This window comes from Phocaeicola sp. RTP21359st1_B8_RTP21360_211022, assembly GCF_040911965.1.
GTDB classification, from domain to species: domain Bacteria; phylum Bacteroidota; class Bacteroidia; order Bacteroidales; family Bacteroidaceae; genus Phocaeicola; species Phocaeicola vulgatus.
Genome location: NZ_JBDFXP010000007.1, coordinates 68,506 through 81,695, shown reverse-complemented (window position 1 = coordinate 81,695; position 13,190 = coordinate 68,506). Strand labels below are relative to the sequence as shown.

The 13,190-nt window shown below is 42.6% G+C and carries 12 protein-coding genes and 1 riboswitch; of the genes, 6 read left to right on the top strand and 6 right to left on the bottom strand.

Annotated elements, in window-relative coordinates; all coding sequences use genetic code 11:
- Positions 1–33: 33 nt before the first annotated feature.
- Together lysS and AB5062_RS05375 are read right to left on the bottom strand one after the other, a co-directional pair.
- Positions 34–1,764: a lysine--tRNA ligase gene (gene lysS, locus AB5062_RS05380; protein ID WP_016270725.1), complete on the bottom strand. Its 1,731-nt coding sequence runs from the start codon at positions 1,762–1,764 to the stop codon at positions 34–36.
- Between the two features lie 74 nt (positions 1,765–1,838).
- Entirely contained in the window at positions 1,839–2,579 is a 741-nt protein-coding gene (locus AB5062_RS05375; RefSeq protein WP_032952352.1) for a DUF6064 family protein, read from the bottom strand.
- 99 nt (positions 2,580–2,678) lie between these two features.
- Between AB5062_RS05375 and AB5062_RS05370 the strand changes: the two genes are divergently transcribed.
- Both AB5062_RS05370 and AB5062_RS05365 read left to right on the top strand, forming a co-directional pair.
- Complete coding sequence (locus AB5062_RS05370; protein WP_012056013.1) at positions 2,679–3,221, top strand: TlpA disulfide reductase family protein; 543 nt, start codon at positions 2,679–2,681, stop codon at positions 3,219–3,221.
- Between the two features lie 6 nt (positions 3,222–3,227).
- Entirely contained in the window at positions 3,228–4,034 is an 807-nt protein-coding gene (locus tag AB5062_RS05365) for an N-acetylmuramoyl-L-alanine amidase (protein WP_005839744.1), read from the top strand.
- 172 nt (positions 4,035–4,206) lie between these two features.
- Here the strand turns inward: AB5062_RS05365 and AB5062_RS05360 are convergent, their stop codons facing one another.
- On the bottom strand, positions 4,207–5,781 hold the full coding sequence (locus AB5062_RS05360) for an Rne/Rng family ribonuclease (RefSeq protein ID WP_032952378.1): 1,575 nt from the start codon (positions 5,779–5,781) through the stop codon (positions 4,207–4,209).
- Positions 5,782–6,019: 238 nt separating this feature from the next.
- On the bottom strand, positions 6,020–6,295 hold the full coding sequence (locus AB5062_RS05355) for an HU family DNA-binding protein (RefSeq protein ID WP_005839749.1): 276 nt from the start codon (positions 6,293–6,295) through the stop codon (positions 6,020–6,022).
- A gap of 179 nt (positions 6,296–6,474) precedes the next feature.
- On the opposite strand from AB5062_RS05355, the gene mutY reads away from it, so the two are divergent.
- The 4 genes from mutY to AB5062_RS05335 are packed head-to-tail and all read left to right on the top strand — an operon-like array spanning position 6,475 to position 10,039.
- Positions 6,475–7,533, top strand: coding sequence for an A/G-specific adenine glycosylase (gene mutY, locus AB5062_RS05350; protein ID WP_032952354.1), 1,059 nt, complete (start codon positions 6,475–6,477; stop codon positions 7,531–7,533).
- A 14-nt stretch (positions 7,534–7,547) separates the two neighbouring features.
- Positions 7,548–8,015, top strand: coding sequence for a single-stranded DNA-binding protein (locus tag AB5062_RS05345; protein WP_032952356.1), 468 nt, complete (start codon positions 7,548–7,550; stop codon positions 8,013–8,015).
- A 36-nt stretch (positions 8,016–8,051) separates the two neighbouring features.
- Positions 8,052–9,404: a gliding motility-associated protein GldE gene (gldE, locus tag AB5062_RS05340; RefSeq protein ID WP_032952357.1), complete on the top strand. Its 1,353-nt coding sequence runs from the start codon at positions 8,052–8,054 to the stop codon at positions 9,402–9,404.
- An 8-nt stretch (positions 9,405–9,412) separates the two neighbouring features.
- Positions 9,413–10,039, top strand: coding sequence for a 4'-phosphopantetheinyl transferase superfamily protein (locus AB5062_RS05335; RefSeq protein ID WP_032952358.1), 627 nt, complete (start codon positions 9,413–9,415; stop codon positions 10,037–10,039).
- A 175-nt stretch (positions 10,040–10,214) separates the two neighbouring features.
- Positions 10,215–10,418: riboswitch (cobalamin riboswitch) on the bottom strand.
- A gap of 92 nt (positions 10,419–10,510) precedes the next feature.
- Here AB5062_RS05335 and AB5062_RS05330 read toward each other — a convergent pair.
- Together AB5062_RS05330 and AB5062_RS05325 are read right to left on the bottom strand one after the other, a co-directional pair.
- Positions 10,511–12,292, bottom strand: coding sequence for a cell wall metabolism sensor histidine kinase WalK (locus tag AB5062_RS05330; RefSeq protein WP_032952359.1), 1,782 nt, complete (start codon positions 12,290–12,292; stop codon positions 10,511–10,513).
- Between the two features lie 18 nt (positions 12,293–12,310).
- On the bottom strand, positions 12,311–13,000 hold the full coding sequence (locus tag AB5062_RS05325) for a response regulator transcription factor (protein ID WP_032952360.1): 690 nt from the start codon (positions 12,998–13,000) through the stop codon (positions 12,311–12,313).
- Between the last annotated feature and the right edge of the window lie 190 nt (positions 13,001–13,190).

Genomic DNA, 13,190 nt, shown 5'->3' with positions numbered 1-13,190 from the left:
TGACAATTGGAATAATTCTCAATCTTTAAATTCTCAATTCTCAATTTTCGCAATCCATCCGGCAACTTCGTCCACCGTAGGATTGGTTAGTTCCAATTTATATTTTTTGTTGATTCCGCAAATGTCCATATGCAGCTTCTGCGGATTCACTTCTTTCATATCGCTCACCAGGTTATAGCCTGCTTTCTGAATGACAGGAACCCAGTCTTCTGAAATTCCCAGTTCCATAAATTTAGCAGGAGTGTCTTTCGGAGTAATCTTTTCGGGACGCATCTGGGGGAAGAACAACACTTCCTGAATGGTAGACTGTCCGGTCATCAGCATCGTCAGACGGTCCATACCGATTCCCATACCCGAAGTGGGGGGCATACCGTATTCCAACGCACGGACGAAGTCTTTGTCAATAATCATAGCTTCATCATCTCCTTTTTCGCTCAGTCTCATTTGTTCTTCGAAACGTTCCAACTGGTCAATCGGGTCGTTCAATTCGGAGTATGCATTACACAGTTCCTTACCGTTCACCATCAGCTCGAAACGCTCGGTCAAATCCGGATTGCTGCGGTGTATCTTTGTCAGCGGAGACATTTCTTTCGGATAGTCGGTGATGAAAGTTGGCTGGATGTAAGTACCTTCGCAGAATTCTCCGAAGATTTCATCGATCAGTTTGCCTTTGCCCATTGTGTCGTCAATCTCCATATTGAGTTTCTGGCAAACTTCTCGTATCTGTTCTTCGTTCATGCCTGTCAGATCATAGCCGGTGTGTTCCTTGATAGAGTCCAGCATGGTGACACGTTTGTACGGGGCTTTGAAGTCAATGATGTTGTCGCCTACTTTTACTTGAGTGGTGCCGTTTACATCCAGACAGATTTTTTCAATCATTTTTTCTGTAAATTCCATCATCCAGTTATAGTCCTTGTAGGCAACATATATTTCCATGCAGGTAAATTCAGGATTGTGTGTGCGGTCCATTCCTTCGTTACGGAAGTTCTTACCTATTTCATACACTCCTTCGAAACCACCTACAATTAGTCTTTTCAGGTACAACTCACTGGCAATACGCATATACAGCGGCATATCCAGTGCGTTGTGGTGAGTTATGAATGGACGTGCGGCTGCTCCGCCGGCAATGGATTGCAGAATCGGGGTTTCCACTTCCATATAACCTTTTGAGTTGAAATATTCGCGCATAGAGCTATATACTTTACTGCGCTTGATGAAGATATCTTTTATCTCTTCATTCACAGCAAGGTCAACATAACGTTGGCGATAACGCAGTTCAGGGTCTTCAAACTTGTCGTAAGCGACTCCGTCTTTGTATTTTACAATAGGAAGCGGTTTGATAGACTTGGACAGTACGGTCAGTTTTTTAGCGTGGATACTGATTTCACCCATTTGGGTTCTGAATACGAATCCTTCTATACCGATAAAGTCACCAAGGTCCAGCAGACGTTTGAACACAGTGTTGTACATTTCTTTGTTTTCATCCGGGCAGATGTCATCACGGGTGATATACACCTGGATACGGCCTTTTGAATCCTGTAATTCGATAAATGAAGCTTTACCCATCACACGGCGGCTCATCATACGTCCGGCTACCGATACTTTGCGAGGTTCCTCATCATCCTTGAACTCAGCTTTTATATCTGTAGAAAATGCATTGGTTACATACTCAGCTGCGGGGTATGGCTCGATGCCCATAGCGCGCAATTCATTCAGACTGTTTCGTCTGATAATCTCCTGTTCACTTAGTTCTAATACGTTCATCCTGTTAAAACATTAACTCAATTTGTTGGCAAAAATACGAAAGATTTTGCAAAGTACCTCATTAAGACGTGTTTTTATTTCGATAAAGCCTGTTCTTGAGCCAGTTCGCACACCATAGATATCATGAACAGCACTCCGATTGCACCGCAGGCAATAATCAGGGCGAGATTAATCATACGGGCACGGAAAAGGGTGGAAGTATGCAGATGGGAAGCTGTGTATTCTTTAAAGAACAGATAAAGGCCCGGTACAGCCGAACTTGCCAGCAGAAAATCTTCGGGAATATGGAAAAAGTAAGTTTTGGTGAAACCGATCAGTGCCCAGTGGCAAAGAAACATGACGAGAAAGATATTGACTCGTTTGGAAAATGCCAGCAGCAGTCCGATGGTGAAAACCGCTACCGAACAAGGCATTACAGGTGAGGTCATCATGGGAAAGCTCATCCCCCTTATAATGGAGAAGAGTGGATAGGCCAATGGCAACATACAAAGCAGGACGGCTAGTGCGGTATGTTTGTGAGTCCGGTCAAAAGGGGTGTAGTTTACTTTCAGGTCATAAATCCAGAAGATGGCCATGATTCCCCAAAATCCTGCCAAAACACTGTTGTAACTTCTTGGTTCACAATAAATCATGTAATACACGGAAGCTATCCATACATTCAAGAATATAAGATATAACTTCATCGCTACTTTTATTTTTTTTGTGGGGCTTTTGAATAGAGAATAGGTTAAAATAATGCCGATAAGGGTGATAATAACTTGATAAATCCAGGTACCCGCATTGTAATGAGTGATTGTATCCCAAAAAATATTCATCTTCTTGATAAGTTGGTAGTTATTTTGGGTGCCAAAATTACGAAAAAATGATGGAATAGCCTATCTTTGTAGCGAATATATAAAAATAAGAGAAGAACGATGAAGAAGTTTATGAGTCTGATGTTGCTGGTTTGCGCATGTTTGCTGAGCCAGCCGGTGAAGGCACAACAGGTTACTCCTGATAATGCCGGTTATATAGTAAAGGTAGGGGATATGGCTCCCGATTTTGAAATGGAACTGACAGACGGACAGAAAGTGAAACTCTCTGATTTGCGTGGCAAGGTGGTGATGCTTCAGTTCACTGCCAGTTGGTGTGGAGTTTGCCGAAAGGAGATGCCTTTTATTGAAAAAGATATCTGGTTGAAACATAAGGATAATAAAGCGTTTGCTCTCTTTGGAGTGGATCGGGACGAACCTTTGGAAACCGTAGTGGCTTTTGCCAAACGTACCGGCGTGACCTATCCGTTGGCTCTTGATCCGGGAGCTGATATTTTTGCCAGATATGCAGACCGTAAAGCGGGCATCACCCGTAATGTATTGATTGACAAAACGGGCAAGATTGTAATGCTGACCCGTTTGTACAATGAAGAAGAATTCTCTTCTTTGTGCAAGAAGATAGATGAAATGTTGGGAGAAAAATAACAGGTAATGAGAGGATCGGTACTATTTGTCACGTTTTTATTTTTTGTTCTATCACCGCTTCTGGCGAAGAAAAAGCCTCGTACCGGCAAAGAGGCATTATTTGGAAAGGAGTATGCTACCTATCAGATTACATCCAATGAATTAAGCGGAGCTTGTTTTTATTTGGTGAGTGGTCACGGAGGTCCCGATCCTGGGGCCATCGGTATCTATCAGGGGCGTCAGTTGCATGAGGATGAGTATGCATACGATATTATTCTGCGGTTGGCACGTGAGTTGTTGTCACGCGGTGCGAAGGTGCATATTATCATTCAAGATAAGAAAGATGGTATTCGTGACGGTCATGTCCTGGCAAATAGTAAACGTGAAACTTGCATGGGAGATCCTATTCCCTTGAATCAGGTAGCTCGTTTGAAGCAACGCTGTGACTGGGTGAATAAACTGTATCGGAAGGATAAAAGCAGTTACAAACGAGCTGTATTTATTCATGTGGACAGTCGCAGTAAGGGACAGCAGACAGATGTGTTTTTTTATAACGCTCCTAAAAGTACGAAGGGTAGGCGGTTGGCCAATAACTTGCACCGTACCTTTGATAGGAAATATGACAAGCATCAGCCAAACCGTGGCTTTCGCGGAACGGTGAGTGAACGTAATTTGTATGTATTGCGTAATACGACTCCCGTAGCGGTGTTTTTGGAATTGGGAAATATTCGGAACAAGCGTGACCAACAACGGCTGGTTCTGAAGAATAACCGTCAGGCATTGGCAAATTGGATTGCGGAGGGAATAGTGAAAGACTATAAGCAAGGCAAATAAAATAGGGGCAACGGATGTGCTTTTGTTTTGCCAGCTTTGTGATAGTTGGGTGAGTTGTAATCGGCAGAATGTGACTGGTATTTGAGCTTGTGAAACGTCGAAATCAAGCCTTGCATATTAGAGTCGTGAAATAAAGAAAGGGAGTGATAAAAAATGTCCACTCCCTTTTCTTTTACTTGATTTCGATTTCCTCTTTCATGTCTATCTCCTCACCGTGAATATCGGTGAACCGATATTGCAGGAAGGCCAGACTTTGGTCTGGGATAATCTTTATTCCGAATCCGTATTTCATTTGCCATTTGCGCTTCAGGGAAACCAGACCCTGATTCACATATGCTGCGATGTACGGATGGATGTACAGCGTAAATCTCTTTATCTTCAATTTGTTGACCAGGTAATCAATCTTACTCTCCAAAGTATCCGTGAAAAGGATGGATGGCTTTATGCTACCTTTCCCGAAGCAGGTGGGACAGGTTTCATTCGTGTTGACATCCATGGCAGGACGCACGCGTTGGCGGGTAATTTGCATCAATCCAAATTTACTGAGGGGCAGAATGTTATGTTTTGCTCTGTCTTTCTGCATGTTTTGGCACATACGTTCGTACAGTTTCTGCCGGTTCTCTGCTAGATTCATATCAATGAAGTCAACCACGATAATACCACCCATATCACGCAATCTTAACTGGCGTGCCAGTTCGTCGGCGGCACCCAGGTTTACATCCAGTGCGTTAGCCTCCTGCCCGTTGGCAGATTTGGAGCGGTTTCCACTATTGACATCCACTACATGAAGTGCTTCTGTGTGTTCAATAATCAGGTAAGCTCCACTTTTATACGAAATGGTTTTCCCGAAAGAGGATTTGATTTGTTTGGTAATACCGAAATTGTCGAATATGGGAAGCTGACCCTTGTACAGTTTTACGATTTCGGCTCGTTCAGGGGCGATAAGTGATACATAATCCTTAATCTCATGGAACACTGTTTCATCGTTCACATAGATGTTCTCATAAGACGGATTGAAAAGATCGCGCAACATGGCCACTGTACGGCTGGTCTCTTCGTATACCAATGCCGGCAGTTTGGGAGCCTTCTGTACTTTAGTGATTGTTTCTTCCCAATGTTTCAGCAAGACTTTAAGCTCTGCATCAAGCTCGGCCACCCTTTTGCCTTCCGCTACGGTGCGTACAATCACTCCGAAGTTTTTCGGTTTGATGCTTTGCAATAACTGTTTCAGACGGGCGCGTTCTTCGCTCGATTTAATTTTTTGTGATACCGAAACCTTATCGTTGAAAGGGATTAATACCAAATAACGTCCGGCGAATGACAATTCGCAGGTTAGTCTGGGGCCCTTGGTCGAGATAGGTTCCTTTACAATCTGCACAATAACTTCCTGACCTTGTTGGAGGGTGGTTGAAACCGTCCCTTCCTTTTCAATATCAGGCAGCATAGTAGCTTTTGTGATGGGAAAAAGTTTTTTACGGTCGCTTAAAACTTGCTTCAGATACTTCTGATAAGAATGAAATTGAGGACCTAGGTCTAGATAATGAAGAAAAGCATCTTTTTCAAAGCCGACATCCACGAAACAGGCATTAAGGCCGGGCATTAGTTTCTTTACCCGTCCCAAATACATATTTCCCACATTGAAGGAAGCACTTCTCCCTTCTTTCTGAAATTCCACCAACGCTTTATCTTCAAGGAGTGCGATGGAAATCTCTTTGGGTTGTACGTCTACTACTAGTTCGCTTGTCACTTTTGTATTTTTAAATTGTTCACTTTTCTCATTAAACAAAGAACAAACCTGAAAGACTTTTGTTGCTTTGCAAGGTTTGTTCTTTATTTGTCGTCACAGACAGACTACAAATTATTTTTTGCTTTTATGTCTGTTCTTTCTTAGTCTTTTTTTACGCTTGTGAGTAGACATTTTGTGTCTTTTTTTCTTCTTTCCGCTTGGCATAGCTTCAAATTTTATGGGTTAATACTCTTGTTTATTATTTCTTTACTGATAATGTAAATGTCTTAGCTGGTTTAAATGCCGGAATATTGTGCTCCGGAATAATGATTGTAGTGTTCTTTGAAATGTTGCGAGCAGTCTTCTGAGCTCTTTTCTTCACTACAAAACTTCCAAAACCACGCAGGTACACATTTTCTTCTTTAGATAATGAATCCTTTACTGTATCCATGAAAGCCTCAAGTGTGGTTAACACTGTCACCTTGTCAATACCGGTATTTTTCGTAATTTCGTTTACGATATCTGCTTTAGTCATTTCGCTAAATAATTATTGTTATACTTATATCTTAATTTTTTGGACTGCAAATATATAGCTTTTCTCCCTCTTTAAGAAATATATTCAGAATAAATTTCCTAAAAAAAGCATCTTCTTCCATTTTCTTGGTTTACTTTTGCGGAAATATTGCATAGAATGCACTTTTATATAATACTGATATGGAGAATTTTAGCAGAAAATTGATAGATTGGTATAGGGAAAACGGGCGTGATTTGCCGTGGAGAAGGACAAAAAATCCTTATTTGATATGGATCTCGGAGATTATTCTACAACAAACTCGTGTGGTTCAGGGATATGATTACTATCAACGTTTTGTGGCCCGTTTTCCTGATGTGTTCGCACTGGCGGCAGCCGATGAGGATGAGGTGATGAAATATTGGCAGGGGCTGGGGTATTATTCTCGTGCGAGAAATTTGCATGCTGCGGCCAGAAGGATGGCAGAGGCAGGAGGATTTCCTGTAACATACACTGGGGTGCGTGCTTTGAAAGGAGTGGGAGAATATACAGCAGCGGCTATTTGTTCATTTGCTTACGGTATGCCATACGCAGTGGTGGACGGTAATGTGTATCGGGTGCTGTCTCGCTGGTTGGGCATTGATACCCCCATTGATTCGGCGGAAGGAAAGAAACTGTTTGTCCGGGTTGCCGATGAGTTGCTGGACCGTGAGCGCCCTGGTCTCTACAACCAGGCTATCATGGATTTTGGAGCTTTGCAGTGTACTCCGGTAGCGCCCGACTGCCTGTTTTGTCCGCTAAACGATTCTTGTGTGGCGCGTCTGAAGGGGATTGCCGGCTCTTTGCCTGTGAAGCAACATAAAACCAAGGTGACCAATCGTTATTTTAATTATATATATGTACGTATGGGCGCGTATACCTTTATACATAAGCGCAGCGGAAATGATATATGGAAAAATTTGTATGAACCGCCTTTGATAGAAACGGATCGTGAGTGGACGGAAGAGGAACTGTATGCATCGCCACAGTTTCGCGGGATGCTGGCCGGGGGAGAGGAGCCCATAGTGCGGCTGGTGCGGAAAGGGGTGAAGCACGTGTTATCCCACCGGGTGATTTACGCAAATTTTTATGAAGTGATTCTCCCTGAGAATTCGGCTTCTTTTGCGAAGTATCAGAGAATAAGCGTGGAAGATTTGCATAAATTTGCCGTATCGCGTTTGGTGAATCAGTTTTTTTCGCTAATTTTGGAGCCTAATAATTAAAAAGGAATAATAGAATGTCAGTAAATAAAGTCATTTTGATTGGAAATGTAGGAAAGGACCCTGATGTGAGATATTTGGATACCGGCATTGCCGTTGCCACTTTCTCGTTAGCCACCACCGATCGTGCCTATACGTTGCAGAATGGAACACAGGTTCCCGAACGTACGGAATGGCATAATATCGTGTTATGGAGAGGACTGGCCCAAACTGCGGAAAAATATGTCCGTAAGGGCGACAAACTCTACATAGAAGGGAAAATCCGCAGCCGTTCATACGATGACCAGAATGGCATAAAACGTACCATTGTCGAGATTTTTGCTGATAATATGGAGATGCTGACCCCGCGTAACACCTCGCAGCAACCGGGTACAGGATATGTACCGCAGGCACAAGCGGTATCCCGGCAGCAGGTGTCTGCACAAGCGGCTCCGCAACAACAGCAAGCCTCGGATAATAGTCTGACAGACGATTTACCTTTTTAATTAAGAGAACTTGATGTTTAACTAAAACCAGATTCCTTGGACCCTGACTCGTATTTATGCCGCTTGGCGGATTTATTTGACGGTGTAACCGTAACAGCTCCTACCATAGGAGCTATCATAGCTATCTTGTTAGCTGTTTTATTGTTGTATGCCTCAGGCTTTGTGTCTGCTTCGGAAATAGCTTTCTTTTCTCTTTCACCTGTTGATTTAAGTGAGATAGAGGAAGGAAAACATACTTCGGACAGGCGTATCAGCGCCCTGCTGAATGATTCCGAACGCTTGTTAGCGACTATTCTTATCTCTAATAATTTTGTCAATGTAACCATTATCATGCTGTGCAATTACTTTTTTGCCAGCACCATACACTTTGGAAATTCCGTGATTCTGGAATTCTTGCTAATAACGGTTGTCCTTACTTTTCTGCTGTTGCTTTTCGGTGAAATCATGCCTAAAATTTATTCGGCACAGAACACGTTGAAGTTTTGCCGTAAGGCAGCTCCTGCCATTTCTTTTTTAAAGAAATTCTTTTCACCTTTGTCGGCATTGCTGGTCCGTTCTTCCTTTTTGGTGAACAGATGTGTGGCAAAAAGGAATTATAATATTTCTGTCGACGAGCTTTCACAGGCTTTGGAACTGACGGACAAGAGTGAGATTTCAGAGGAAAGCAATATTCTGGAAGGTATTATCCGTTTTGGTGAGGAAACGGCTAAGGAAGTGATGACTTCCCGGCTGGATATGGTGGACTTGGAAATCAATACTCCTTATTCCGAAGTGTTGAAATGTATTGTGGAAAATGCCTATTCCCGTATTCCGGTATATGCCGAATCGCGGGATAATATAAAGGGAATTCTTTATATAAAGGATTTGCTTCCTCATTTGGGCAAAGGCGACAACTTTCGTTGGCAGACATTGGTCCGTCCTGCTTACTTTGTGCCTGAAACGAAGATGATTGATGACCTTTTGCGTGATTTTCAGGCGAACAAGATCCATATTGCCATCGTTGTCGATGAGTTTGGAGGTACTTCGGGCATTGTTACAATGGAGGATATCATCGAGGAGATTGTAGGAGAGATTAATGATGAATACGATGATGAAGAGCGTACGTATGTGAAACTGAATGACCGTACCTATATATTCGAGGCAAAAACCTTGCTGTCCGATTTTTATAAGATTATGAAAGCTGATCCCGCTCTTTTCGAGAAAGTGGAAGGAGATGCGGACACTTTGGCTGGTTTGTTGCTGGAAATAAAAGGGGAGTTTCCTGTATTGCACGAGCGGTTAGATTATGGGAATTATCATTTTGAGGTACTTGAAATGAATACGCGCCGCATTTTGAAAGTAAAAGTTATCGTTGACTCTTCCAGCTCCGTGGAAGAAGAAAAGAAATAGATTTTATTATGCCTTTATACCGTACTTATAGCGAAGGGGAGTTTCTGCTTGGAATATGGAAGTCTGATGAAACAACGGAACAACTGCTGGCATCATTGGAGCATAAAGACTGGTATAGGGAGAAACTGGCTGTTCTTTCCGAAAAACGGAAGCATGAATGGTTGTCGGTACGTGTGCTGCTGAAGGCTTTGTGTGGAGAAGAAAAGGAGATAGCTTATTACTCTTCGGGAAGGCCTTATCTAAAGGATGGAAGCCGGTATATCAGCATCTCGCATACTCGCGGTTATGTGGCGGTGGCGCTTCATTCTTCCTGTGAGGTGGGAGTGGATATAGAGCAGTATGGAACCAGAGTGCGGAAAGTAGCTTCCCGTTTTATTCGTTCCGATGAAGAGCCCGCAATGATGGAAGGAGATGACGTTTATGCTTTATTGCTCCATTGGTCGGCCAAGGAGGCACTGTTCAAACTGATGGGAGTAGAGGAGGTGGATTTTATTCGTCATCTTCGTATTTTTCCTTTCAGCCTGTCGGAAGAGGGGGAGTTCGAGGCACGCGAATATCGTACAGGCCGGCAGGAACGTTATCGGGTCCGTTATGTCACTCATCCCGATTTTGTATTGACTTGGATTATAAAATAATGCTCAGGCGAATCACTTCGGCTGAGCATTCCAAATAAACTTGGCAGAGTTTACTTTAAAATAAATGTTCTTTTTACCTGATACTCTTTTCCGGACAGTGAAACGGAGAAAATAGCGGATGTGATTAAAGGCATCCCTTACGTTCAGTGTTCCAAGCTCTTTCCTCGAAAGCTTCAGATTTGATAAATGCACAGGCAGGTCTTCTGACTCGTTTCCGCTATAAGCACCTTCCCGGAAATTATCCCAGTGGTTATTGGCATTTTGCTTATGCGTTTAGTGAAACATACAGCAGCGGGACTGTTCAGGATTTTCACCTTGATTCCCTTTTAATCATTCACCTCGGAGGGGAGATAAATGAACCGATGCACCGCAAAGATACAGTTTATATTTAAGAAAACAATTATCTTTCTTTATTTTTTAGAGCCTGTTTAAATTTTGAAGAAAATTTAGAAACAGGCTCTTGGTATCCTCTCATTCTTTACTCAATGTAAATATGAATTCCAGACCTCCACCGGGGGTATTTTTAGCGAAGATTGTTCCGCCATGCAGAATGACTGCGTTTTTTACAATGGCCAGTCCCAGTCCGGTACCACCCAGTTTGCGTGAACGTCCTTTGTCCACCCGATAGAAACGCTCGAACAAACGGCTTAGATGTTCGGGTCCTACTCCTACGCCTGTGTCCGAGAAACTGAAATAATAAAAACGTTCGTCTTCACGGAAACAGCGGATGGTTATGGAAATATGAGTTCCTGCGTATGCAATGGCGTTGTCTGTCAGATTCCGGAAGATGGAGTATAGCAGGGAAGAATTGCCTTGTACGGTCAGTCCTTCAGGCAGCATGTTGTGGGCTGTGATCTGCTTTTCTTCCAGTTCCAAAGTTACTTCGTTCAGGATATTCCGCATCATGGTGGTGAGGTTTACCGGTTCTGTTTCGATCATGTTCGGAGCTTCTTCCATGCGGGTAAGTACGGAGATATCCCGTAACAGATGTGCCAGCCGGTTACTTTGTGCATAGCTTCTCTCCAGGAAAGCATTGATTTTCTCACGGGGCAGGGTAGGATTGTTTACTATGGTTTCCAGATATCCCTGTATGCTGCTTACAGGGGTTTTCAATTCGTGGGCGATATTCTGTGTCAGCTGTTTTTTCAGAAGTGCCTGTTCCTTTTCCTGAGTGATGTCATTGATGGAGATTTCAAAGCTGTCATCTTGAAAGATAATGCATTCCACGGCAAAGATACGTCCGTTTTTGTCTATGTTCAATGACATCCGTTTCTCTTCTTTGCCGATACTGCGTTCCTTGTTTTTTGTAATGAAACGGGTGATGGGCTGCAATTCGGGGATGGAGAAGATCTCTTCCGTAGAACTCAGATTTTTGTCCGAGATAAGGTTGGCGTATTGTGTGAACAGATTATTTACCAGAATCTCTTCTTTGCGGTGGTTGAATACGCCTAAGCCTTCGTGCGAGATTTGGAGATGGGTGATCAGTTTCTCGCGTTCGATATATAAATCTTCTTTTGCCTGATGCAGACGTTTGTAAATCTGGATGATATGTTGGGATATCTCGCCCAGTTCGTTTTTGGGAAAGGTATCCTGCATATCAGTGTCTATCGGTTCATTGCGGTCGGCTTTCATGGCAAATTGTTGCAATTTGGTGATAGACATTCCCAATTTATGTGTGAACCGGTAGAACACAATTATTAATATCAGGCTGATTATCAGTGTGAACCATACATAATGAGAGTCTGCTTTCAGGTGTCTCATCAGACTGACATTATAGGGAAGGGCCGAACGAATGATATAGTCCAGGTTAGGATAATACTTTGCTGAATAGAAAAATTCACCGCCCAAGCTTTCCGATTGTCTGTTAATGGAGTAGCCGCTGCCATAAATGATGGCTTTTTTTATTTCCTGACGGTTATGGTGGTTCTCGAAGTGGCTGGGATCTTTTTCCAGATTGTCATAAATTACAGTACCATTCTTATTGATCAGTGTCACGCGTAGATCTTCAAAGGTGTGTTCGCAAACATAGTCGTTCAATTGTTGAATATTCAGTGTATCCCTGCCACGGAGAAAATCATTCAGGCGGTCGTTGTAATTCTGGAGTTGTGTGTTCAGCAATTCTATTTTGTATTCCTTCTCCCTGCGATATTGGAATGCCATGAAACAGATGGCGAATGCTATGAATAAGGAAATTACCGACAAGAATAGTTTCTTGTTGAATGACAGGACGTGGCTGGATAATTTAATAGTCATGGAAAGGTACAGGTTAGGTTATTCGCATTCAAAACAGTATCCGTATCCCAGGCGGGTGACGATGCATTTTCCATATTCGCCTATTTTTTTACGCAGGCGGGTAATGTTGACGTCAATGGTACGGTCCAGCACATAGACTTCCTCCTGCCATACTTTAGCCAGAATATCTTCGCGTGAGAATACGCGGCCTTTGTTTTGTAACAACAGCAACAGGATTTCGAATTCTTTTTTTGTCAGGGAAATTTCTATACTGTCTATGCTGACTTTCTTCTTGGTGATGTCGACTAAAAGCCCTTTGTACTGCAATTGTTCTTGCGCTTCTTTTCCCTGTGTGGGGCTGGTGCGTCGAAGGACAGCCTTAACGCGTGCTATAACTTCGCGCAGTGAAAATGGCTTCGAGATATAGTCGTCGGCTCCCAGGTTGAACCCTGTTACGGTATCGTTTTCAGTATCTTTAGCAGTAATGAATATAATGGGAATAGAAGCAGTAGCTTTATTCTTTTTCAGCATGTTCGCCATTTTGAATCCTGATATTTCTCCCATCATCACATCCAGCAACAGCAAGTTGTATTGGGTCAGTTCCATCTTCAGGGCTTCTTCGGCGGAGTTTGCCGTATCCACAAAATACCCTTCGTTTTCTAAATTGAATTTAAGAATCTCGCATAGATCTTCTTCATCGTCAACTACTAAAATGCGGTAATCATTCATATATCCATCTTTTTAATACTACAAAACTAATCTTTTCTGATCAGCATTGCAAAGATGGAGCATTTTTATTACTATTTGATGAAACAAATATTACAAAAAGATTACATGTTATAAAATCGTTAAGTTTTCATCGCAGATTACACCATTTTAATGATTCTGCAATCATCCCGTCAGATGATAATTGGAACGC

Excerpts from the sequence above, each read along its gene's own strand:
- lysS (WP_016270725.1), bottom strand. The coding sequence starts at position 1,764 with ATGAACGTATTAGAACTAAGTGAACAGGAGATTATCAGACGAAACAGT.
- AB5062_RS05375 (WP_032952352.1), bottom strand. The coding sequence starts at position 2,579 with ATGAATATTTTTTGGGATACAATCACTCATTACAATGCGGGTACCTGG.
- AB5062_RS05370 (WP_012056013.1), top strand. The coding sequence starts at position 2,679 with ATGAAGAAGTTTATGAGTCTGATGTTGCTGGTTTGCGCATGTTTGCTG.
- AB5062_RS05365 (WP_005839744.1), top strand. The coding sequence starts at position 3,228 with ATGAGAGGATCGGTACTATTTGTCACGTTTTTATTTTTTGTTCTATCA.
- AB5062_RS05355 (WP_005839749.1), bottom strand. The coding sequence starts at position 6,295 with ATGACTAAAGCAGATATCGTAAACGAAATTACGAAAAATACCGGTATT.
- mutY (WP_032952354.1), top strand. The coding sequence starts at position 6,475 with ATGGAGAATTTTAGCAGAAAATTGATAGATTGGTATAGGGAAAACGGG.
- AB5062_RS05345 (WP_032952356.1), top strand. The coding sequence starts at position 7,548 with ATGTCAGTAAATAAAGTCATTTTGATTGGAAATGTAGGAAAGGACCCT.
- AB5062_RS05335 (WP_032952358.1), top strand. The coding sequence starts at position 9,413 with ATGCCTTTATACCGTACTTATAGCGAAGGGGAGTTTCTGCTTGGAATA.
- AB5062_RS05330 (WP_032952359.1), bottom strand. The coding sequence starts at position 12,292 with ATGACTATTAAATTATCCAGCCACGTCCTGTCATTCAACAAGAAACTA.
- AB5062_RS05325 (WP_032952360.1), bottom strand. The coding sequence starts at position 13,000 with ATGAATGATTACCGCATTTTAGTAGTTGACGATGAAGAAGATCTATGC.